The organism is Actinacidiphila acidipaludis (assembly GCF_019890725.1).
GTDB lineage: Bacteria > Actinomycetota > Actinomycetes > Streptomycetales > Streptomycetaceae > Actinacidiphila > Actinacidiphila acidipaludis.
In genome coordinates this window covers 52,104-74,861 of the sequence record NZ_JAINZZ010000035.1, presented here as the reverse complement: position 1 = coordinate 74,861, position 22,758 = coordinate 52,104, and the positions used below count along the sequence as shown (strand labels likewise).

Below are 22,758 nucleotides of genomic sequence, written 5' to 3'. Positions count from 1 at the left end.
CTCGTTTCACAGACCCTCCAGGGCCGTCGCGTCGGCCGATCTGTCGGCCGGCGCGGCGCGCCCGGTCGTCCCCGGGTCGTCCCACCGCCACGCGCGAGTGCCCTACTGCCACCGGTCCGTCACCGTCGTCGTTCTGCTGACGCCCGTCCGGGCGCCCCGCTCAGTACAGCGTCGGCCACACCGACCGCGGCCAGGCGAGGACCGCGAAGATCTGCGCCGCGGCGGCCTGCTCGATCGCCTGGGTGGCGCCGGTCGTGCCGAAGTGCACCAGGCCGGTCCTCGCGTCCCGGGCCGTGGTCCACACCCAGCCGGCGTAGTCGGCCATCGCCCGCTGGTACGTGCTGCCTCCGGCGACGGACTCCAGCAGCAGGAGGTTCTTGAAGAAGATCGAGTTGAAGTACACCGGCTGGCTCTCGAGCCTGCCGCCGGCGACGTAGTAGCCGTAGGCGGCTTGGGCGATCCGCTCGGCGCGGGCGAGGTAGGTCCGGTCGTGGGTGGCCTGGTAGAGCAGGACGTTGACCCCGATCGGAACGCCCTGGTTGTAGGACCAGAAGGTCTTCTCGATGTCGCCGCCGAGGTTGACGTGGTCCCAGTAGAGCCCGTCGGGGCTCTGCAGGTGGGCGTTGGTCCAGTCGTAGAACCGCCTGGCGTCGTCGAGATAGGCGCGCTTGCCGGTGATCTGGTAGAGACGCAGTCCCAGTTCGGCGGCGGGCATGTTGGACACGGTGTTCCGGTCCTGGCTCCAGGGAGCCTGGGTCCAGAAGACGCCACCGGGGTCGGCGTGGCTCGGGTCCGTGTCCCACCCGGACCTGACCAGCGTGAAGATCTGCTCCGCCCGCGCGAGCGCGGCACGGTCGTGGTGCTGGAGGTAGTCCTGAACCTTCTCCAGGCCCACCCACTCGTTGTCGTCGTAGAACAGGTCGCCGCCCGCTCCGTACGGGGCGATGACGTAGGAGTCGTAGCCAGGCACCCCGGTGGTCCCGCCGGCGGGATTCCAGTAGTGCTCCTGGGCACGGTTGACCGCCGCGAGTTGCTCCTGGTAGCCGGGATCGACCGCCGAGATGTCCAGTGCCGCGACGTGCGCCTGCGACAGCGGCCACTCGTACGAGTAGGGGTTGTCCCCGGCCGCCACTGGATACTGCTCGTGGAACAGCCCGGAGCCGTCGGTCGTGCCGAAGTACCTCTCCAGCGACGCGTACGTCGCGGTGGCGCGGAACTCGTTCGTGCTCGCCGGTGACTGGGCCCGGCCCGAGCCGGCCGGGCGGGCGATCGCGTCGGGGGACGCCGCGGACACGGTACCGGCCGCCAGAATGGTCAGGACGGCTCCGGTCACAGCGAGTTTCAGGCGGTGTGAGCGCATGGGAAGCGGCTCCTTTCCGCTGCCGCGGACGGCGGCAGAGATCATGACCGACAACGTTGTCACAATCATCGCCCAGAAGCTACCGGCGTGCAGCGCTCACCGTCAATGCGCAGAGCAGGAACTGCCTCGACCCGGCTCTGCGGCGGCTGCGATCGTGACCGTCGCCGCCACCTGTCGTCCGAACGCCGCGGCCACGCCGCCGAGTCGGGAGACGCGGCACCCTTCCTCGGCGTGCGTGGCACTGACGTCACGTCACCAGCGATCGGCCACCTGGAGGGCGATCAGCTCCTCGTACACCGCGCGCACGCCGTCCAGGGCCTGGGGCGACAGGCGCGGAAGGGAGGCCGCCGCCGCGTTGCCGCGGGCCTGCTCTGGGTTGCGCGCGCCGGGGATCACCACGGAGCGGCTCGCGGGCACCACGCGCTGGAGTTCCGGGTGTCGCGCGCCTACGAGGAGTTCGTCGCGCCGGGCACCTTCGTCTTCAGGTCGCGTGGCAACGTCGACCGGCTGCACACATCGTCAGGTTCAACTGGGAGATGGCGCCCCACGACGGTGGCGAGGTCGCCGGCGTCGGGCTGGAGATCCTCGTTCTCGGCCCCGACGGACGGATCGTCAACGACTACAAGTTCACGGAGGGATGACCGCCACAACCGCGATGGTCCGGTACTTCTCCACGATCAGGCGCCGGCGCAGTAGTGCTGGGCGAGCTTCTTGAGGCAGCGGCCCTCCACGCCCACCGCGAGTGGGCGTGCAGCCGTTCGTTGTGCGGTTGCGGCTCGTCGTAGGACGGCGTCTTGGCGCGCCGGTGGTCGGACGGCGTGTCGGCTCATCAGTGGGCCGGTGACTGGGTGGCGCAGGTGGCGCGCCCGTAGGTGCCGTAGGCGGTGGCGTGTTGGACAGGTGTGCCGTTGAGGGTGAGAGCGCAGGTGGCGCGGCCGCCGTCGGGGCCCAGGACGATGGTGACGCGGGGTGTGCTGCCGGCGGCGAGAGTCGCGCTCTGCTGCCAGGGCAGGTGAGCGGTGAAGGTGCGGCTTGTGCCGTCCTGCCGGGCGTAGGTGATCCGCGCGGTGCCGTGACCGCTGACTGAGTAGCTGACGGGGACGCCGGGGCGCTGGGCGTCGGAGTGGCGATCGGTGTGGGCGCTGCTGTGCGGGAGGACCAGCAGGACGATGCCGGCGGCCGCAGCGGCGACTGCGACCGCCACGCCGATGAGGAGGACCAAGCCAGGCCGCGACAGCCCTCGCCAGCCGGGCGTCCGGCGCTGGGGTCCGGCGGGGGAGTGGTACTCGCCCGCGGCAGGCTCTCCGCTCTCGTCTGGCGGGCTGGTGTCCGGGAGATTCAAGGACATTCCTTTCCCAAGGGGCCTCTGCTGAGGCTGCCCGCTCGTTTTTACCCGACCGAGTGGGTTCCCGACACCCCGTCCTCAGGGAACACGGTATTCCGATAGTTTGACCATGCACGTATGGGAAATCGGAGCAACTCATTCCGCCTTGAATGTCCGAATGGAGGTCAAGTTTGGGTAATGGTTGGCCCGTCGTGAATCACCATCCGGCGGGACGCGTATGCGCATGAATGTGCAGGAAATGGCCATGCTGCGTGACGCTGTGTGCTTCCTGTGTCCGTTTTGATGGCTGTTCGGGTGGGGTGTGCGGGTGGTTTACCACGAGCTGGTAAAAACCTTGAATTCCCGCTTGGCCGAGCACCCGTGGCGCCGCCATGGGTGTTTCCCGGCCGTGCGACGCTTGCGCGCCATCGGTTTTGTCCGGTGTGCGTGCTGATTCGCATGGCCTGGTTCCGGCTGCCTTTTTGCTGGTCGAGTTGGGGAGACTGGTTATGCGGGCACGGTGGATCAGACGGTTGGCCACGAGGGTGGCGACCGGTTCGTCCTGACGTCATTGGCGTATGTGCCGGCGGTGGCGGCCGAGCCGGCGAAGGGGGGGCGGGGGCGGCTCCGCCGGGGATGTCGCATGAGCATCATGTACCCGACCCGGTGAACGGTCCCGCGGGGGCGATCGCGGACCGGCAGAAGCTGCCTCCGGGCAAGAAGGCGGCTTCGGCGCACCGGGTGCGGGAGCTGACGGGGCGGCGGACGGCGTCGTCGCGGTTCTGGCAGATGTCGGACGGGACGACGCAGGCCGAGGTGTCGGCGGTGCCGACGTCGTACAAGGCCGGGCCGGATTGGAAGGCGATCGACACCGCGGTCGGCACGTCGCCGCGCAAGGACTACCGGCTGGCGAACACCGCGAATGTCGCGAAGTCCTACTTCGGCGGCAGTGGCGGGCAGTTGATGCGGTTCGAGGCGGACGCCTCGCACGCGGTGGCGCTACGGCTGGAGGGCGCCAGGCCCTCGGCGAAGCCGGCCGCGAAGGGCGACGTGGTCACGTACTCCGGGCTGCTGCCGGGAGTCGACGCGACCTACACGGTGGGCCGCGGGGCGGTGAATGGCCGCATTCATCGCGTGCCTGTGGCCCGTGGCGCACCGATACCGGGTGCTGCTGGCGCTGCGCCGCGGCGAGTACGGCGAGACGATCCACGGCCTGCTCGGGCCGCTCGACAAGCTCCTCGCCAATCTCGTGCAACGGGGCCAGGACAGCGGCGTGTTCGCACAGCACCTGCCGGCAGGCATGGCGAGCCAGGTTGCCTACGGCGTGCTGTTCGCCATCGCGGACAGCGACCTTTCGAACCAGAGCCTCGGCTCCCGGGCGGCGACGATCACGAGCCTGCTGATGCTGGGAGTCCCCGAAACGCACGCAGTCGCTCTCGCGGGGGACCAGTCCTGACCCGCGGCACCCGAGCGGGGCCGTGGAAGTTCCTGCTGCGGACACGGCACCGTCGCCGCATCCCAAAATCGTCCGGTCGATCGGCGAATGTCGTTTGGCGCCGGAGGCCGCCGGGCACCCGCAGGGACGTCGCCGGAGCACCGAAGCGCCGCCTGGCGACTCGGCGGCGGCACGGCCGTTTCACCTCGTCCGAGGTGATCGGCTCGCGGAGACGTGCCGGAGTCACCCAACCCCGGCGTGGAGCCGGGTTCCTCGCGCCGTCTCCATCCCCCTGGGCTGCTGTCGCGCAGCCTCACCAAGGGAAACAAGGGGAATCACCATGAAAGCAGCGGTATATGAAGGACCGCGAACGGTCACGGTGAAGGACGTACCGGACGCGCGGATCGAACACCCCTGCGACATCCTCGTCAAGATCACCACGACCAACGTCTGCGGCTCGGACCTGCACATGTACGAGGGCCGCACCTCCTTCGAGTCCGGCCGGACTCTGGGACACGAGAACATGGGCCAGGTCGTGGAGGTCGGCTCGGCCGTCCGGAAGGTTCAGGTCGGCGAGTACGTCGTACTGCCCTTCAACGTCGCCTGCGGCTTCTGCAAGCAGTGCGAGCAGGGTCTGACCAACTACTGCCTGACCATGCAGCCGGACCCGGCCCTGGCCGGAGCCGCCTACGGGTTCGCGGACATGGGCCCCTACCAGGGCGGTCAGGCGGAACTGCTGCGCGTGCCCTACGGCGACTTCAACGCGCTGCGCCTGGGCGAGGACGCCGTCGAGCGGCAGACCGACTACGTGATGCTCGCCGACATCTTCCCCACCGGCTACCACGCCACGGAAATGGCGAACGTCAAACCGGGCGATCAGACGATCGTCTTCGGCGCCGGTCCCGTCGGGCTGATGGCGACCTACTCCGCCGTCCTCAAGGGCGCCGGGCGGGTCTGGACAGCCGACCACCAGCCCGACCGGCTGCGCAAGGCCGAGGAGATCGGGGCCATCCCGATCAACACCGCCGAGCAGGACCCGGTCGAGGTCGTCAAGGAGGCCACCCTGGGCCTGGGCGCCGACAACGGCTGTGAATGTGTCGGATACCAGGCACACGACTCCACGGGACATGAGGATGCCAGCCTCACGCTCAACTCACTGATCGACTCGGTCAGGTTCACCGGTGACATCGGTGTGGTGGGCGTGTTCCTGCCCCAGGATCCCGGTGGCGAGGAGGCTCAGGGGAAACTGGAAGCGCAGGGCAAGGTCCCGATCGACTTCGGGATGATGTGGTTCAAGGGTCAGCACATGGGGACCGGGCAGGCGCCGGTGAAGAGGTACAACCGGGCGCTGCGGGATCTGATCGCCGGCGGGAAGGCGAAGCCGAGCTTCGTCGTCTCCCACGAACTCAGCCTCGACGAGGCCCCCACCGCCTACGAACACTTCGACGCCCGTGACGAGGGATGGACCAAGGTGGTCCTGCATCCCGACGGACACAGCAACGGCCACAAACAATAAGGGCCGCCATAGCGGCCGGCGGCCTGCCCGCCGGGACCGGGCCGGGCAACGGTGCCCCGTCCGGCTCGGCTCGGCGGGGCCGGCCGACCGCCGCCGAGCGGGCCTGCCCCTACCGTTCCGGCGTTCGGACGCACACGCCTGTCACCCGCCCCGGTGTGCGACTTCCGATGCGTCATCCTCCGCCGCCAGGACCGCACGCACCCGCTGATCCTCCCGAGCGGAGCTGACGTCCCGTTCCAGCGGCGTGCGGCTCACGGCCGTCGCAAGGTCGTCCAGGGCGCGCTTCTGGAGTTCCGCGCCGCGCCGCACGACCGGGCTCCGATGCGCGGCGCTGCCGCCGTCCCAAGCGTGGAGCGCCTCTTTCACGCGCCGCCAGTCCGGGTTCCTGTGCTTGCGCATGTCGGCTGCCGCTTGGGCGGTGTCCGCTTCCAGGGCCTCGGCGAAGCGCTTGGACTCGGGGACCGAGCGCCTGTCGGCCCGTGGAGGTTGGCTCTCCATGAGCATCGCCGCCCGGCCGAACCCCTTGAGGGCTTGTTGCGCCTCCTCCGCCTCGCGCGACGTCAGACCCCGGGGCCGGACCGGTTCCCGCCTCGCCCTGTCGTACGACTCCTGCCAGGCGGCACGTGCCTCCCTGCTGTCCAGCAGTGCCCTGCGCATGTCCGCGCGGTGCTCCCGAGTCGGTTCGGCGTGGTTGCGGAGCACCGCGGCGGCGTAGCGTCCGTTGGCGGCGAGCCAGTCCGCGAGCCGGCCCGGCAGGCGGGGTGTCTCCCATGCGGGGAACACCACGTACGCCAGCATGGCCAGGGCGCCGCCGAGCAGGGTGAGCACCACCCGCTCCGGGACCGTCTGCTCCCATGTCTGACCGCCCATGCCGAGCAGGAAGACCGCGTACGCGGCGGTGAAGCACTGGGAGTAGGCGTAGCCGGTACGGATCAGGGTGTAGGACAGGCCTGCCGAGATCACCGCCAGCGCGGCGCACACATGGGTGCCCGTACCCAGGGCATGCACCATCGCGGTGGCCAGCGCGACTCCCGCAAGGGTGCCGGCGAGACGGGCCACCGCGCGAGCGTATGTGCGGTGGAAGTCCGGTCGCATCACCATCACCGAGGCGATGGGCGCCCAGTAGCCGTGGCCCAGGGGCAGCCGTGTGGCGAGCAGGTAGCCGAGCGGGGCCACTGCCGCCAAGCGGATGGCGTGCCGGAACACGGGCGAGTCCTGGCGGAGCTCTCGGCGGACCGCCCGAATGACGACCGGGACCAGCCGGAGCATGGTCGGGCGCACCAGGAACTCCGCGCCCGTGGGGCCGGGCGGCGTGGGCGTCCTCTCGCTCCCGTCACCAGTTCTGGCGATCTCCATCGCCTCGCCGAGCAGTTCCACGAGCTGCTCGGCGGCCTGCCGCGCGGACCCCTCCAGCACCTCGTGGTCCCTGTCGACGCGTAGAACCTCCATCGTCTCGGGCGGGATCTCTGCCGGAGTGCCCCGGCGGATGGAACGGGCGGCCGTGTCCAGAACGTCGGCGGCCGCGCGGAGCAACTCCCGAGCGCGGTCCCGGCCGGGTCCCTCCGCCGGGGCGCCGATGTCCGGGTCGGCGAGCGCGGCGACGACCGGCCGGATGCGCTCGGCGAGTCCCCGGGGGCCGTGGAGGACGGGGGGACGGGTGCGGGCCTGTGACGGTGTCACGGCGGCCGCCTCCCGGGCCGCCATCAACGGCCAAGGGTCGAAGGGGGCGGTCGGGTCGTGCCGCAGTCGGCGGGCGTAGTCCGCCACGGCGGCCAGGGCGTCGGCGAGCGCGTCACGATGCGCCCCCCAACGGCGGATCGGGAACAGCAGGATCAGCACGGCCTGCGCCACGCCTCCCAGAGCGATGACTCCCGCGTGCTCAAGGGCTCGCCACACACTCGTGGGCAGGGTGACGGTCACCAGCATGCTCCCGACGGTCGTCGCCGAGACGATCCCAGCGGTCGATCCGACGGCCCACGCCATTCCCGCGGCGAAGGCCCACACGGCCAGCAGCGGGAGGAACGTCACCAGGCGGCCCGCCGCCAGGTAGCCCACGAACGTGCTGAGCGCCAGACCCGCGCCCGTGCCGAGCGCGACCACCTTGCGCGGACGGCAGGTGCGCTGAAACGTGGCGCCACCCGCGGAGTAGGCACCCAGGGCGGCGGCCGCGGCATACGCAGGGGAGGCCAGCCACAGCGCCAACCCGACGGCCAGCGCGACCCCGGCGGCCGTGCGCAGTGCGAGGAGGGGCTCCAGCCGTGTCTCCTCGATCGTGAGAGCGGATCGCACGACCTCCCCGAAGGCCCGCAGCCACGTCACGGTTGGGAGCCTAACCGGAACGTCCTGCGAGGTCGCGTCAGCCGCGCCGCCGCCTCCTCAGGGCTTCGCGTGCGGCGTGCGTGAGGCCCCGGCCGAGCCGGGGGCGACGGCCGCGGTGCCAGGTGTTCAGCCCGAGCGGCTGCGGACGATGCCGTCCGGATGGGCGATCCGGAATGCCCGGCAGAGGTCTCGGCGCAGCCGAGGGGGTAGACAGACGGAATCGGGGCCGAGGGTTCGGGCCGACGGGGGAGGGGCGAGTGCGGTCGCCCCGTAATGGCCGGCGAAAGGGGCGCAGCGGTGACGCACAGACTCGCTCACGCCCGGACCAGGCGCCCCCGGCACGAGCGCCGTGGCGAGGCCCGCTTGCCCGGTGTGATCGCGATCCTCTCCGCCATCGCTCTCTACGTGGGCCTGCCGCAACGGCTGCTGGTCGCACCACGCTATGTGCTGCCCGCTCTGGAGATGTTGCTGCTCGTACCGCTCATCGCGGTCAACCCCAGACGACTGACACGGCAGAGCACGGTGTTCCGTGTACTGTCGCTGACGCTCGTGCTGGTCATCGCCGCGAGCAATCTGGTCGCCCTCGGCATCTTGATCCACGACCTGGTCTATGCCGGAGTGAAGAACGGGCGCGCCTTGTTGGTGGCCGCGCTGCAGGTCTGGCTCACCAACATCATCGTCTTCGGTCTGGCGTACTGGGAACTGGACCGGGGCGGCCCCGTCATCCGCACGCAGGCCCGGCGCGCCGACCTGCCGCTGGCGGACTTCCGTTTCCCCCAGGACGAGGACGACGACGCGGTTCAGGAAGTCGCGGACGGCTCCAGCGCCACATCGGACTGGATGCCCGTCCTGATCGACTACCTGTACGTCTCCGTGACGAACTCGACTGCCTTCAGTCCTACGGACACCATGCCGCTGAGCACTCGGGCCAAGGTGATGATGGGCGTCCAGGCTATCGCCGCCCTGGTGACCTCACTCCTTGTGATCGCCCGCGCCGTGAGCATTCTCCATTGACGGACGGCCCCGCTTCACCGGCCGCCGTTTCGCCTCAGCCCTCACGGCGGGCGAGTGCGCGGCGCGTTTCCGTTGCGATCTGCTGAGTCTCCCCGGTGGCGACCACGACAACCGGCACGCCCGCGCCCGCTACGTCGATCCTGCGTGCTCCGACCTCGCGCAGCTCCTTCTCCGAGCAGGCGGACAGGCCGCCACGTACTCCCAGGACGGACAGGCGCGTGCAGATTTCCTCGCGCACCTCGGGCTGGTCCTCGCCGATTTCGCCGGTGAAGACCAGAGCGTCGAGGTGGTCCAACGAGGCAGCCATCGCTGCGATGCCGCGGCAGCAGCTGTGGACGAAGGCGGCCAGAGCGCCCTGGGCGGACGTGTCTCCTTCGGCACGCGCGCGCACGAGGTGGCGCGTGTCCCCTGAGGTGCCCGAGAGGCCGAGAAGACCGGAGTGCCGTTGGAGTGTCTCCTCGATCTCCGCCGCGCTCAGTCCGTGCTGACGTTGCAGCCACACGAGCGCTCCCGGATCGATGCTGCCGCTGCGACGGCTCATCACCAGCCCCTCCAGCGGGGTCAGTCCCATGGTCGTGTCGACACTGCGGCCGTCGCGCACGGCGCAGGCCGAACAGCCACCGCCCAGGTGGGCGATGACGAGGTGGAGAGCGTCGGCGGGGCGGCCCAGCACGTCGGCAGTGCGCGCCAGGGACCAGGCATAGGAGAGACCGTGAAAGCCGTAGCGGCGCAACCCGTAGTGAACACGCCACTTCTCAGGGACTGCGTACTGATAGGCGGCGGCAGGCAGCTCCGCGTGGAAGGCGGTGTCGAAACAGGCGACGTGAGGAATGTTAGGCAGGAGCTCACGGGCAGCGTCCACTACTGCGATGGCGGGTGGCATGTGCAGGGGCGACAGAGACGCGGCCTCCTGCAGCGACGCGCGTACCGGTCCGTCGATCAGGGTGTGCTCCGTCAGACGCGGGCCACCGTGAACGAGGCGATGTCCCACGGCGGACGGCGTGGGTCCACGGGCCAGAAACTCGCGCAACTGCTGTGGCGTTCCAGGCCCCGGCGGCCTCTCGACGTCGTCACGTGCGATCCGCGCGGTATCCGTCCCGAACAGGGTGATGTGCAGACTTGAGGAGCCGGCGTCGAGTACCAGAACACAGTCCCTGGAAGACGCGCTGGGATCCATCGTTGCCTCCCCGATGCTCGATCGAGAAGCCGCCTCGTCCTCCTATCCTCCTTCCCTCACCGTGCCCGGTCATGTGCTGCCTGCCCGGCACCTCCCCGGCAGCCACCGCGGGTCTCCGTGCCCATCCCGCGTGGTTCAGCCGGCTCCCGGCCAGTCGGTGTCCTGGCGCTGACTCTGCCGCTGGCGCTCACCGTAGGCCGCCTGCCGGACCGCGTTGTCGTCCTCGAGTCCGGCGCCCAGCGCGCCGCCCACGGTCCCCATAGACGTGATGAACCACGCCAGGGACAGGTAGTAACCGGCGCTCGGATCCTGTCGGATCACGGGACTCAGCGCTTGCGGGGTGAGTACGAACACCGCCGTGAGGATGACGAGAACGTACAGCGCGCCGTACAGGCAGGCGATCCCGATGTAGAGGGTCAGTACCGTGGCTGCGTTGTACAGTGCCGCGCGCTGCCGGGCGATCGCGCTGCTGGGCCGCTCCCATAGTTCGTGGTCGACGATGAGCCAGGTGACCAGGGCAGTGATGGACGCGAACATCAACACGGCGTCGTGGACCGCGTCCAGGTGCAGGCTGACCGACCACACGTCGCTACTGATCAGTCCGAACGCGGCAGTGGCGAAGACGCCCGCAAGGGCGCGGGACAGGCCGGGGAAGAGCAGCCAGGGTCTGTTGGCCCGGACCATTCCCGACAGGAGCCGCAACCGGCCCCTTGCCCCGGGCAGAACGTAATTCCGCCGCTGACCCGCGTCCTGGATCCGTCCGGGAACCCGCGTGCTGCCTGAGGCCTCGGGAAGGAGTTCGGTGAGGACACCCAGCGTGGCATCGCGAACGCGACGCGGAACACGGAACAGGCCCAGGGAAGGCAGAGAGAGCAGGGCGATGTGGTCCGAAGGACTCAACATCGCGACGAGCGGCCGGGCCTGGTCGCGATACGGCAGGTCGGTGAGGAACACCGCCAGGTCCCAGGTCCGCCCCTCCAGACGTTGGTTGAGCGCCTGCACCATCAGGGGCAGGTCGCTCTGCGCGACCACTCCCAAGGGGCTCGATTCCACCGTGATGTGCCAGTCCACGTCGGCCGACATGTCCGCGAGCAGATCCGCGAGGTCTTCCTTGAGCCGCGTGGCCACCTCGGTCGGCCAACCTGGATCAGCGATCAGAAGGACATCGGGCCGGGGAGTCTCCGCCGTACCTGTCGGTTCCGGGTCGCCCATCAGCGTGTGCCGTCTCTCGGCGACCGCAGCGCAGGAACGTCGGTTCCGCTGCGTGGTTCTGCAGTACTCATTGCAGGGCAATGTATGCCATGCCTGCGACGTGGATCGGCGCTGTGGCGACGTGTCGGGCAACAGCCGACCTCGCCGCAGACACCGTCGAGCCGTGCAGCGGTCGTGGCGCCGCGACGCCGTCCACATCCCCTGGAGGCCCCTCGGCCGTGGAGGGAGGGGCGACTCAGTCTGGTGCGTCGAGCACGTTGCGAATGCGGGTGGCGATGTGCAGGTTGAGTCGCGTCTCGACCTCGCCGAGGTCGTGACCGGTGATCTCGCGGATGCGCTGGAGGCGGTAGCGGACGGTGCTGCGGTGAATGAAGAGGGTTTCGGACGTCGCTTCGTAGCTGCAGCCGCTCTCCAGATAATGCGCGAGGGTTCTCACCAGCTCGGTGTGGTGGTGGGAGTCGTAGTCCAGCAGCAGTCCCAGCCATTCGTCGACGAAGCGGTCGGCTTCCCGTTCGCCTTCGCCGGAGCCCATCATGCGGCACAAGCCCAGGTCCTCGAAGCTGGTGCTGCCGTTCGGTTCCTGTGAACGGCGGCGGACGGTGAGGGCGCGGACGGCCTCATCGTAGGAGTGCGGAAGTTCGGTGAAGACCTCGCAGCGGCCGCCGACCCCGATCGAGCCGGCTCCGGTGCCGAGTTCGTCGGAAACTGCTCTGTACAGCTCGCCTCCCGCATCGCACCGGTCCTCGTCGGCCTCCAGGACGACGGTGGTCGCGCCACGAGAGCCGACCAGCACGTCCCGGTGCAGCCGCCGGGCCGCCCGGGCCACCGCGTCGCCCAGCGCGGCTCTCTCGGTCGTTCCGGACCACTCCAGTGCGGCGGCGTTGTGCGGCCGGTGCAGGTCGTGGCCCAGGGCTGCCGCCTGGGTGAAGACGTCGTCGGTCGCCTCACCCGCGATCAGCCGGTTGACCAGGTCGCGGCGCAGATGGGGCTCCAGCTCGGCCAGTCTGCGCTCGTGGGAGAGCAGGGGAGCCAGCACCAGGGCGGCCTGTTCGAGCGCCGAGCTGTCCGCTTCCGTGGCTCGCCGGTTCGGATCGACCAGTGCGACCACGCCGAGCAGATCTCCGGCCATCTGGATGGGGGCGACCAGCCAGTCCCGGTCCCGGACGGCGCCGCGACGGCGTCGCGCGCTCTGTATCAGGGCGTCCTCGCGCTGGTTCTCCGGCCCTGGGGGCGGTGCACCGCTGGTGCATCTCTGTGGTTCGTTCCGGCCGGGACCCACCCAGGTCCGCGGGTTGCCGAAGCGATCCTCGGTGCGGGCGGCGAACCCCGTGGTGTCGTGCAGGATCTGGAGGATTGAGCCCTCGCCCTTGCCGGAGGCGGCGGCGCGGGTGAGCGCGTCGTGGAGGGCGAGTCGCGCGATCAGGGCGGGCACGGTCGTGCCGAGGCCAGTGGTGCGTGATGTGCTCCCGGTTTCGGGTGGGTCCTCGACGCCGGGCGGGTTCGCCGGGCGGGCGCGGGGCGGCTCTCCTCGCCTCCCGGCGAAGCGGGCGAGGACGATCCCGGTCTGCTCGGCGAGCATGTCGGTCAACGCTGTCTCCTCGGCCGAGGGCGAGGTCGGGGACCGGACGACGAGATAGCCGAGGCAGTGGTTCCGGTAGCGCAGCGCTATGGCTTGTACCCATAGCCCGCCGAACTCCTGCAGGTGCCGGCTGTAGCCGTCCAGAGCGCCGATACGGCGGTCGAGGCGGTCGGCGGCCGCCTCTTCGGCGGCAGCCGCTTCAGCCGCGGCCTCACCGGTGGGCTCCACCTCCGCCGGCCCGGTTGCCGCTGCGCTCCCCGGCCGAACGGTGGCGGAGGAAGCGACCCTGGACGGTGGGCAGCGCCGCGCCAGACCGTCGTGCACGGCGTACGCCGCTTCGGCGGTGAAAGGACCGGTGGCGGCGATCGCCGCCATCGCACCCCACAGCACCTCACGCTCGTCGTCGCCGTCGAGCATGACCGTGACCAGCCGTAGCAGTGTGTGCCGGGCGGCCCCCGGCTGCTGGATGGGGTGGTGAGGCCCGGCCGTCGGCAAGGGAGCAGTGTCCATCGCAGGTCCATTCGCGGCTCGACAGCGGCTTTAACCTTCAACGCTACGCCGCTCGGCCAGGGGTTTCACCTGAGAGCCACGCCGTCCCCGTCCTGGCGGACGGGAACGGCGGTGCGGATTGGTCCCGCCGGTCGAGTGACCGAGCGGCTCGCCGCGCCAGGCTGGCCAGAGGTGCGGTGTGTACGGCTCCGACGCCCGGCAGCGCGCCGATCGGCCGGTCCCGCGTCGCGACAGAGGAGATTCCCATGGCGAAGGCAGTAGGCATCGATCTCGGTACCACCAACTCGGTCATCGCCGTATGGGAGGGCGGCGAGCCCACCGTCGTCCCGAACGCGGAGGGGTCCAGGACGACCCCGTCGGTGGTCGCGTTCTCCGATGACGGCGAGCGGCTGGTCGGACAGCTGGCGCGCCGGCAGTCGATCCTCAACCCCAAGGGCACCATCACCTCGGCGAAGCGGTTCATCGGCCGCCGCTACGGTGAGATCTCGGACGAGGCCAAGGCGGTCTCCTTCGACGTGGTCGAGGGGCCCGGCGGGGTGGCCCGCTTCGAGGTGAAGGGCAAGCAGTACGCCCCGGAGGAGATCAGCGCCCAGGTGCTGCGCAAGCTGGCCGACGACGCCGGGAAGGCGCTCGGCGAGAAGGTGACCGAGGCGGTCATCACCGTGCCGGCGTACTTCAACGACGCCCAGCGCCAGGCCACCAAGGACGCCGGGAAGATCGCCGGCCTCGAAGTCCTGCGCATCATCAACGAGCCGACCGCCGCGGCGCTGGCCTACGGCCTGGACAAGAAGGGCCACGAGACGGTCATGGTCTTCGACCTCGGTGGTGGCACCTTCGACGTCAGCTTGCTGGACGTCGGCGACGGAGTGGTGGAGGTCCGCGCCACGGCAGGCGACTCCCATCTGGGCGGCGACGACTTCGACCGCCGGCTCGTGGACCACCTGGCGGACGGTTTCCAGAAGGCCGAGGGCATCGACCTGCGCAAGGACCCGCAGGCTCTGCAGCGTCTGTTCGAGGCGGCCGAGAAGGCGAAGACCGAACTGAGTTCGGTCAGCCAGACCCAGGTGAGCCTGCCGTTCATCACGGCGGACGCCTCCGGGCCGAAGCACCTCACCGAGACGGTCCGCCGCTCCACCTTCGAGCAGATCACCTCCGACCTGGTGGAGCGCTGTCTGGAGCCGGTCAGGACGGCGATGAGTGACGCCAAGGTCACGGACAACGACATCGACGAGGTCATTCTCGTCGGCGGCTCCACCCGTATCCCGGCCGTGCAGAACCTGGTCCGCCGGATGACCGGCGGCAAGGACCCCAACATGAGCGTCAACCCCGACGAGGTGGTGGCACTGGGTGCCGCCATCCAGGCCGGCGTGCTCAAGGGAGAGGTCAAGGACGTCCTGCTGCTGGACGTCACCCCCTTGTCGCTCGGTGTCGAGACGGCCGGGGGCGTGATGACCAAGATCATCGAGCGGAACACCACCATCCCCGTCCGGCGGTCCGAGGTTTTCTCCACGGCTGAGGACAACCAGCCGGCCGTGGACATCGTGGTCCTTCAGGGCGAACGTGAACTGGCCGCCGACAACAGGGTGCTGGGCCGCTTCCGGCTGGAGAACCTGCGTCCGGCCCGGCGCGGGGAGACCCAGATCGAGGTCACCTTCGACATCGACGCCAACGGCATCCTCAAGGTCAGCGCCAAGGACCGGGACACCGGCGCCGAGCAGTCGATCACCATCAGCGAAGGCTCCAACCTCGAACCGTCCGAGGTCGAGCGGATGATCAACGAGGCCGAGAGCAACCGCGTCAGCGACCTGGCGCTGCGCGAGGCCATCGACGCCCGCAACGAACTCGACGCCGCCGCGTACCAGGTGGAGCGACGCCTGGACGACCTCGGCGACGCGGCACCGGAGCACGAGCGGGCGCGCGCCCGACTGCTCATCGACGAGGCGCGCACCGCCGTCAAGGAGGAGGCGTCGGCGGAACGGTCCCGGGACCTGGCCTCCGAACTGCAGCAGATCTACGCGGCGCTGGCCGCCCACGCCGGCGGACCGGGCGAAGCCGGCGCCCAGCCAGGCGGGGCACCCGGTCAGGGTCCCGAGGGCGGATCGCCTGGGGGCGACGACGACGTCATCGACGCCGATTTCGACAAGAGCTGAGGCGGCCACATGTCGGATCAGGAACAGAGCCGTTCCGCCGAGGACCGCCCCCCGCCCGAGCCCGACCAGACGTCGTCCGAGCGCACGCCCGGACCCCAGGATCCGTCAACGGCTCCCGAAACCGGGGAGCACGGGCGGTCGCAGGGAACCGGCAATCTTGAAGCGGAGGAGTTGGAGGACCGGTGGCGGCGAGCTCTCGCCGACGTCGACAACCTCCGCAAGCGCTACGCCCGCGAGCTTCCCCGGGAACGGGAGGCCGAGCGGTCCAAAGTGGCCGCGGCGTTCCTCCCGGTCGTCGACAACCTCGAACTGGCCCTCGCGCACGCGGGCGCCGACGATCCCGGTGCGATCGTCAGCGGGGTCCGGGCGGTACGCGACCAGGCCGTCGAAGTGCTGCGAAGCCTCGGCTACCCCCGCCACGAGGAGACCGGCGTGCCGTTCGACCCCGAGCAGCACGAGGTGGTGTCCGTGGTGGACGAACCCGACACCGCTCCGGGCACGGTCGTCCGGGTGCTGCGGCCCGGCTACGGCGAAGCCGGCCGCCAGTTGCGGCCGGCCGCGGTAGCGGTCAGCCGCAAGCAGGAGTGAGGCCGCCATGGCAGACGACTACTACGAGGTGCTGGGCATCCCCCGCACGGCCGACGCCGCCGAGATCCAGCAGGCGTTCCGCACCCTGGCCCGCCGCTACCACCCGGACGTCAACCGTGATCCGGCCGCCGAGGAGCGCTTCAAGCAGATCAACGAGGCGTACAGCGTGCTGTCCGACCCCGACACCCGGTCCCGCTACGACCGCTTCGGCCCGGACTTCCGGCAGATTCCGGAGGACTACGACGAGCGTGTCGCGGCCGGACAGGGCTTCGCCGGCGCAAGCCGCGGCGGTCCCTTCGGAGGCGCCCGCGGCCGGGCGGGCGCCCGGACCTGGACGTCGACCGGGTTCGACACCTCCGGCGTGGACTTCGAGGACCTCTTCGAAGGCATGTTCGGCGGCCGGGGCGGCGGCGCCGGGCGGGGCAGCCCGATCCCCGGCGCGGACCAGGAAGCCGAACTCGTCCTCAGTGTGGAGGAGGCCTACCGCGGCGGCCGACGGAAGATCACCCTGGGAGGGCCCGGAGGCGAACGCAGCTACGACGTCACGATCCCGGCCGGCGTCGTCGACGGGCAGCGCATCCGGCTCGCGGGGGAGGGCGGCCGGGGCCGCGGCCCGGAATCCGCCGGGGACCTGTATCTCGTGGTCCGCATCGCCCCCCATCCGCGCTACCGCCTCGTCGGGCGCGACATCCACGTCGACCTGCCGGTCACCGCCTGGGAGGCCGCGCTGGGGGCGACGGTTCCGGTCGCCGGTCCGGGCGGGACGGTCAAGGTGCATGTGCCGCCCGGTACCTCCACCGGTCGCCGGCTGCGCCTGCGCGGTGAGGGAATGCCACACCCGAAAGGTTCCCCCGGGCACCTCTACGCCGAGATCCAGGTCATGGTGCCGCCCTCGCCCAGCCCGCGCGAGCGTGAGCTGTTCGAGGAACTGGCCGCCGTCTCCTCCTTCGACCCGAGGAAGCAGACATGAGAGCCGAACGCCGTTCTCCCGCCGAAGGCACCGGACAGGCCGGCACGAGGGCCGCCTATCCCCTGGTGCGCATCTACCGGACAAGTCCCAGCCCGTATCAGCTCACCATGGCCGCAGTGGCCGGCCGAAGTGGACTGCCGCCCGAACTCGTCAGCCGTTTCGTCGCCCTCGGGCTGGTGGACGCCGAGCGTGACGCCCGAGGGCGGTTGTGGTTCCGGCCGAGCGCGCCGTCGGCCATCGCCCGGGTGCAGCGACTGCGGGACGGACTGTGCCTCAACTACGCGGCCATCGGCGTCGTCGTGGACCTGCTCGACCGCATCGAACGCCTGGAAACCGCACTGCGGCGCAGCGAAAGAGCCGCCAAGGAGCCGACGACATGGACATGAACCGCCTCACCCAGAAGTCCCAGGAAGCGCTGCAGGAAGCGCAGAGCGTCGCGGTACGGATGGGCCAGACCGAGGTCGACGGGGAGCACCTGCTGTTGGCTCTGCTCGACCAGCAGGACGGCCTGACGGCCCGATTGCTGGCGGACGCCGGCGCCGACCCGGCGGCGCTGCGCGCCGCCGTCGAGGCCGACCTCGCCAAGCGCCCGCGTACGACCGGTCCGGGCGCCACGCCCGGCCAGGTGATGGTGACCCAGCGCCTTGCTCGACTGCTGGAGACCGCGGAACAGGAGGCCAGGCGGCTCAAGGACGAGTACGTCTCCACCGAGCACCTGGTGCTCGCCCTGGTGGACGAGGGCTCGGCCACCGCCGCCGGCCGGCGCCTCGGCGAACAAGGCGTCAGCAAGGACTCCTTCCTCGCCGCCCTCACCACGGTGCGCGGGAACCAGCGGGTCACCTCCGCCAACCCCGAAGAGGCCTACGAGGCCCTGGACAAGTACGGGCGCGACCTCGTCGTCGAGGCCCGCACCGGCCGCCTCGACCCTGTCATCGGCCGGGACGCCGAGATCCGCCGGGTGATCCAGATCCTCAGTCGCAAGAGCAAGAACAACCCTGTGCTCATCGGCGAACCGGGCGTCGGCAAGACCGCTATCGTCGAGGGCCTGGCCCAGCGGATCGTCCGAGGCGACGTGCCCGAAGGGCTGCGGGACAAGACGGTGTTCTCGCTCGACATGGGATCGCTGGTAGCCGGAGCCAAATACCGCGGCGAGTTCGAGGAGCGGCTGAAAGCCGTGCTGGCCGAGGTCAAGAGCGCCGAGGGCCGGATCCTGCTCTTCGTGGACGAACTGCACACCGTCGTCGGGGCAGGCGCCGCCGAGGGCGCCATGGACGCGGGCAACATGCTCAAGCCCATGCTGGCCCGCGGCGAACTGCACATGATCGGCGCCACCACACTCGACGAATACCGCAAGCACATCGAGTCCGACGCCGCCCTGGAGCGGCGCTTCCAGACCGTGCTGGTGGACGAGCCGACCGTCGAGGACGCCATCTCCATCCTGCGCGGCATCCGGGAGCGGCTGGAGATCTTCCACGGCGTCAAGATCCAGGACAATGCGCTGGTCGCCGCTGCCACCCTCAGCCACCGCTACATCAGCGACCGCTTCCTCCCGGACAAGGCCATCGACCTGGTCGACGAGGCGTGCGCGCGGCTGCGGACCGAGATCGACTCCATGCCCGCCGAACTCGACGAGCTCACCCGCCGGGCCACCCGGTTGGAGATCGAGGAGGCCGCGCTGGAGCAGGAGACCGATCCGGCCAGCCGCGCCCGGCTGGAGGACCTGCGGCGTGAACTGGCCGACCTGCGGGGCGACGTGGACGCCAAGCACGCCCAGTGGGAGGCCGAGCGCCAGGCCATTCGGAAGGTCCAGGAACTGCGCCAGGACCTGGAGCGCGCCCGGCAGGAGGCCGAGCAGGCCGAACGCGCCTACGACCTCAACCGGGCCGCTCAGCTGCGCTACGGAACCGTGAGCGAACTGGAGCGCCGCCTGGCCGCCGAGGAGGAACAGCTCGCCGCCAAACAGGGCGAGGCCCGGCTGCTGCGCGAGGTGGTCACCGCCGACGAGATCGCCGAGATCGTCTCCGCGTGGACCGGCATCCCCGTCACCCGGCTGCAGGAGGGCGAGCGCCAGAAGCTGCTCAAGCTGGACGAGATCCTGCGTGAGCGGGTGGTCGGGCAGGACGAGGCCGTCCAGCTCGTCGCCGACGCGGTGATCCGGGCCCGCTCCGGAGTACGCGACCCGCGCCGGCCGATCGGCTCGTTCATCTTCCTCGGCCCCACCGGCGTCGGGAAGACCGAGCTGGCCAAGACGCTGGCCGCCGCGCTGTTCGACAGCGAGACCAACATGATCCGCCTCGACATGAGCGAGTACCAGGAGAGGCACACCGTCAGCCGCCTGGTCGGCGCGCCCCCCGGCTACGTCGGTTACGAGGAGGGCGGCCAGCTCACCGAGGCGGTGCGCCGCAAGCCCTACTCCGTCGTGCTCTTCGACGAGATCGAGAAGGCGCACGCCGACGTGTTCAACACCCTCCTCCAGGTGCTGGACGACGGCCGGATCACCGACGCGCAGGGCCGCACCGTCGACTTCCGCAACACCGTCGTCATCATGACCTCGAACCTGGGCTCCCAGTACCTGCTCCAGGACGCCACCCAGGCCGGCGAGATCAAGCCGGAAGCGCGGGCGATGGTGATGACCGAGCTCAACGGCCATTTCCGGCCCGAGTTCCTCAACCGCGTCGACGACATCGTCCTCTTCCACCCGCTCGGCATCGCCCAGATCGAGCGCATCGTCGATCTGCTCCTCGCCGAGCTGCGCGACCGCCTGTCCGAGCAGCGCATCACGCTCGTCCTCACCGAGCCGGCCCGACGGCTGATCGCGGCTGAGGGATACGACCCGGTCTACGGCGCCAGGCCGCTGCGCCGCTTCATCTCGCACGAGGTCGAGACCAGGATCGGCCGCGCCCTGCTCAGCGGCGAGGCACGCGAGGGCGTCACCATCCTGGTCGACGCCGATGGCGGCGAACTGTCCGTCACTCTCCAGGACGAACCCCAGGAGCCGTGATGAGTACGTCTCAAGAAGGCCGCGCCCACAGCGGCGGCCGTGGCCCCGATGGGGCCGGTACCTCGGCGCGGACGGTCAGCTGCGCCCACTGCGGCCGGACCAATCGCGTGCCCGCCGCTGCGCAGGGCAGCCCCCGTTGCGGAAACTGCCGGGCGCCGCTGCCGTGGATCGCCGAGGCAGGCGACGCCGACTTCGGGGAGATCGCCGAGCAAGCGAGCTTGCCCGTGCTCGTGGACCTCTGGGCCACCTGGTGCGGTCCCTGCCGCATGGTGAGCCCCGCCCTCGAACAGGTCGCAGAGCGCTTGGCGGGGCGGATCAAGCTCGTGAAGGTCGACATCGACAAGTCGCCCGGGCTGGCGCGGCGCTTCGAAGTCCAAGCGGTACCCACCCTGCTGATTCTCGACCAGGGCAGGCAAGTCGCCCGCCAGACCGGCGCCGCTCCGGCGAACGCACTGCGTCAGTGGGTGGACGAGTCTCTGTCGGCGTCCCATGGACCAGCCCACTCCGCCTCCAGGAGGCCGTGATGACCAGCTTTCTCGACCCGCACTTGTCGATGGTTCGGCCGGTGACGCCCAAGACGCCGCACGGTTGTGAGGACTGCCTGCGCATGGGAAGTCCATGGGTGCATCTGCGCCTGTGCCTGACCTGCGGCCACGTGGGCTGCTGCGACTCGTCGCCCATGCGCCATGCCCGTGCTCACGCGGCGACGGACGGGCACCCGATCGTCCAGTCGCTCGAGCCTGGTGAGGACTGGCGGTGGTGTTTCGTGCATGAGGCGATGGTCTGAACGCGGCCGGCCGGCCCGGGCGCCTCCTCCCAAGCCGCTGCTCCGGCCGCCCTCCGCACCGTGCTCTCCGCCTCCGCACCTGTCTCCGACGAAGGGAGTGAACCGTGCCGACCCTGACCCCGACGGCCGACGTCCACGATGCCTACCCGCGGCTGACGGACGACCAGATCGCGATGCTGAGATCCTGCGGACAGAAACGGCAGGTCTGTGAGGGGGAACAGCTCTTCCGGGCAGGCGAACGCACCGACGAGTTCTTCGTCGTCCTCACCGGCACAGTGGCCGTGGTCGAAGCCCACGACGACCTGGAGCACGTCGTTCAGTGGCACGGTCCGCGCAGCTTCCTCGGCGAACTGGGCCTGCTGGAGGGCCAGACCGCCTTCGTCAGCGCGGTGGTGAACAGGCCAGGAGAGGTACTGGCTGTGGGTTCGGCCGCACTGCGCGACCTGCTGAGCCGCGAACCCGCGCTCGGCGACGTGATCCTGCGGGCCTACCTGCTGCGCCGTACCATGCTGGCCGGCACCGGCACGGGCTTCCGCATCATCGGCTCCGCCTTCTCCGCCGACACCCGGCGGCTGCTGGAGTTCGCCGCCCGCAACCGTCTGCCGCACCGCTGGGCGGATCTGGAGAAGGACACCGAGGCCGAGGCACTGCTGAGGCGTCTCGGTGTTGCTCCCGAGGAGACCCCGATCGTCGTCTGGCACGACTACCGGGTGCTGCGCAATCCCTCCAACGCCGAACTCGCCCAGGTCATCGGGCTGCGGACCGAGAGCGCCGCGAAGGGTGTCTGCGACCTGGTGGTGGTCGGGGCGGGACCCGGTGGCCTGGCTGCAGCGGTGTACGGCGCCTCCGAGGGACTCTCCACCGTCGTCCTGGACGCCGTGGCCACCGGCGGCCAGGCCGGCACCTCCTCCCGGATCGAGAACTACCTCGGCTTCCCCGCCGGGATCTCGGGCATGGAGCTCGCCGAACGCGCCGTCGTACAGGCCGACCGGTTCGGTGCCCGGATCGACGTCCCCGCCGAGGCAACCGGCCTCGAACAAGGCGACGGGCACAGCGTGGTGCGGCTCGCCGACGGCGGCAGGGTCACCGCGACCAACGTCGTGGTGGCCACCGGTGCCCGCTACCGGCGGCTGACCGCCCCCGGCGTTGAGCGGTTCGAAGGACTCGGTGTCCACTACGCCGCCACCGTCTGGGAGGCGCGGACCTGCCGCCTGGACCCGGTGGCCGTCGTAGGCGGCGGTAACTCCGCCGGCCAGGCGGCGCTGTTCCTGGCACGCGAGTCGCCCGCCGTCCATCTTCTGGTCCGTGGCGGAGACCTGGAACACAGCATGTCCCGCTACCTGATCGACCGGATCGAGCGGCACCCCCGGATCCGTGTCCGGCTGCATACCGAAGTCCGGGAGGTGACGGGCGAGGACCGGGTCGAATCCGTCGTGGTCGAGGACAACCGCACCCGCGAGCGGCAAGTGCTGGCAGCCCGCGCCCTGTTCGTCTTCATCGGCGCACGTCCCGCCACCTCCTGGCTCGCCGGCGCCGTCACCCTGGACGGGCGCGGGTTTATTCCGACCGGGCAGGACGTGGCCCAGCTGACGGACGTCTGGGAGCCCTTGGGCCGCGCCCCGCTCGCGCTGGAGACCGGTCTGCCGGGAGTCTTCGCCGTCGGCGACGTCCGCAGCGGCTCGGTCAAGCGGGTGGCCTCCGCGGTCGGCGAGGGTGCCATGGCCGTACGCCTGGCACATGAGCACCTCGGGGAGGTGGGAGCACAGTCCGTCCGATGACCTCCGCCCACCCACTGCCATGAGAGAGGAAAATGCCA

General features: G+C 70.3%; 19 protein-coding genes. 11 read left to right on the top strand and 8 right to left on the bottom strand.

All coding sequences use genetic code 11. The features are described from left to right. Window positions 1–160: 160 nt before the first annotated feature. The 4 genes from K7862_RS24260 to K7862_RS37815 form a co-directional block, all read right to left on the bottom strand. Window positions 161–1,360, bottom strand: coding sequence for a glycoside hydrolase family 76 protein (locus K7862_RS24260; RefSeq protein ID WP_222966034.1), 1,200 nt, complete (start codon window positions 1,358–1,360; stop codon window positions 161–163). 252 nt (window positions 1,361–1,612) lie between these two features. Further along, complete coding sequence (locus tag K7862_RS24255; RefSeq protein ID WP_222966032.1) at window positions 1,613–1,780, bottom strand: hypothetical protein; 168 nt, start codon at window positions 1,778–1,780, stop codon at window positions 1,613–1,615. A 409-nt stretch (window positions 1,781–2,189) separates the two neighbouring features. Continuing rightward, window positions 2,190–2,564 (bottom strand): hypothetical protein, encoded by a 375-nt coding sequence (locus tag K7862_RS24250; RefSeq protein ID WP_222966030.1) that lies wholly within the window; start codon window positions 2,562–2,564, stop codon window positions 2,190–2,192. A gap of 1,055 nt (window positions 2,565–3,619) precedes the next feature. Beyond that, a complete protein-coding gene (locus K7862_RS37815) occupies window positions 3,620–3,742 on the bottom strand; it encodes a hypothetical protein (protein ID WP_262413710.1) in 123 nt (40 codons plus the stop codon). A gap of 59 nt (window positions 3,743–3,801) precedes the next feature. Between K7862_RS37815 and K7862_RS24245 the strand changes: the two genes are divergently transcribed. Next, the gene (locus K7862_RS24245; RefSeq protein WP_222966028.1) at window positions 3,802–4,140 is read left to right on the top strand and encodes a hypothetical protein; all 339 of its coding nucleotides are present in this window, start codon (window positions 3,802–3,804) and stop codon (window positions 4,138–4,140) included. 319 nt (window positions 4,141–4,459) lie between these two features. After that, window positions 4,460–5,635 carry a glutathione-independent formaldehyde dehydrogenase gene (locus K7862_RS24240; protein ID WP_222966026.1) on the top strand — a complete coding sequence of 392 codons (1,176 nt, stop codon included), beginning with the start codon at window positions 4,460–4,462 and terminating at the stop codon, window positions 5,633–5,635. 141 nt (window positions 5,636–5,776) lie between these two features. On the opposite strand, the gene K7862_RS24235 is transcribed toward K7862_RS24240, so the two are convergent. Next, window positions 5,777–7,954: an FUSC family protein gene (locus tag K7862_RS24235; protein WP_222966024.1), complete on the bottom strand. Its 2,178-nt coding sequence runs from the start codon at window positions 7,952–7,954 to the stop codon at window positions 5,777–5,779. 372 nt (window positions 7,955–8,326) lie between these two features. Between K7862_RS24235 and K7862_RS24230 the strand changes: the two genes are divergently transcribed. Further along, complete coding sequence (locus tag K7862_RS24230) at window positions 8,327–8,968, top strand: hypothetical protein (RefSeq protein WP_222966022.1); 642 nt, start codon at window positions 8,327–8,329, stop codon at window positions 8,966–8,968. Window positions 8,969–9,002: 34 nt separating this feature from the next. Here K7862_RS24230 and K7862_RS24225 read toward each other — a convergent pair whose 3' ends face one another. From K7862_RS24225 to K7862_RS24215, 3 genes are all read right to left on the bottom strand, one after another. Further along, window positions 9,003–10,145 (bottom strand): acetate/propionate family kinase, encoded by a 1,143-nt coding sequence (locus K7862_RS24225; RefSeq protein WP_222966020.1) that lies wholly within the window; start codon window positions 10,143–10,145, stop codon window positions 9,003–9,005. Between the two features lie 135 nt (window positions 10,146–10,280). After that, window positions 10,281–11,357: a hypothetical protein gene (locus K7862_RS24220; RefSeq protein ID WP_222966018.1), complete on the bottom strand. Its 1,077-nt coding sequence runs from the start codon at window positions 11,355–11,357 to the stop codon at window positions 10,281–10,283. Window positions 11,358–11,592: 235 nt separating this feature from the next. Further along, complete coding sequence (locus K7862_RS24215; RefSeq protein WP_222966016.1) at window positions 11,593–13,446, bottom strand: PucR family transcriptional regulator; 1,854 nt, start codon at window positions 13,444–13,446, stop codon at window positions 11,593–11,595. A gap of 245 nt (window positions 13,447–13,691) precedes the next feature. Here K7862_RS24215 and dnaK point away from each other — a divergent pair, with 245 nt between their 5' ends. The 8 genes from dnaK to K7862_RS24175 all read left to right on the top strand — a co-directional run bounded on the left by dnaK (window position 13,692) and on the right by K7862_RS24175 (window position 22,720). Further along, on the top strand, window positions 13,692–15,596 hold the full coding sequence (gene dnaK / locus K7862_RS24210; RefSeq protein WP_222966014.1) for a molecular chaperone DnaK: 1,905 nt from the start codon (window positions 13,692–13,694) through the stop codon (window positions 15,594–15,596). A gap of 9 nt (window positions 15,597–15,605) precedes the next feature. Continuing rightward, window positions 15,606–16,184 (top strand): nucleotide exchange factor GrpE, encoded by a 579-nt coding sequence (locus K7862_RS24205; RefSeq protein WP_222966012.1) that lies wholly within the window; start codon window positions 15,606–15,608, stop codon window positions 16,182–16,184. A 7-nt stretch (window positions 16,185–16,191) separates the two neighbouring features. Continuing rightward, entirely contained in the window at window positions 16,192–17,154 is a 963-nt protein-coding gene (locus K7862_RS24200; RefSeq protein WP_222966010.1) for a DnaJ C-terminal domain-containing protein, read from the top strand. Next, a complete protein-coding gene (locus K7862_RS24195; RefSeq protein ID WP_079138935.1) occupies window positions 17,151–17,540 on the top strand; it encodes a chaperone modulator CbpM in 390 nt (129 codons plus the stop codon). The genes K7862_RS24200 and K7862_RS24195 overlap by 4 nt, the downstream gene beginning before the upstream one ends. Beyond that, on the top strand, window positions 17,531–20,155 hold the full coding sequence (clpB, locus tag K7862_RS24190) for an ATP-dependent chaperone ClpB (protein ID WP_222966008.1): 2,625 nt from the start codon (window positions 17,531–17,533) through the stop codon (window positions 20,153–20,155). Before K7862_RS24195 ends, clpB begins: the two co-directional genes overlap by 10 nt. After that, window positions 20,155–20,679, top strand: coding sequence for a thioredoxin (gene trxA / locus K7862_RS24185; RefSeq protein WP_222966006.1), 525 nt, complete (start codon window positions 20,155–20,157; stop codon window positions 20,677–20,679). Before clpB ends, trxA begins: the two co-directional genes overlap by 1 nt. Beyond that, window positions 20,679–20,942 carry a UBP-type zinc finger domain-containing protein gene (locus K7862_RS24180; RefSeq protein WP_222966004.1) on the top strand — a complete coding sequence of 88 codons (264 nt, stop codon included), beginning with the start codon at window positions 20,679–20,681 and terminating at the stop codon, window positions 20,940–20,942. Before trxA ends, K7862_RS24180 begins: the two co-directional genes overlap by 1 nt. 104 nt (window positions 20,943–21,046) lie before the next feature. Then, window positions 21,047–22,720 (top strand): FAD-dependent oxidoreductase, encoded by a 1,674-nt coding sequence (locus K7862_RS24175; RefSeq protein ID WP_308012155.1) that lies wholly within the window; start codon window positions 21,047–21,049, stop codon window positions 22,718–22,720. The last annotated feature ends 38 nt before the right edge of the window (window positions 22,721–22,758 follow it).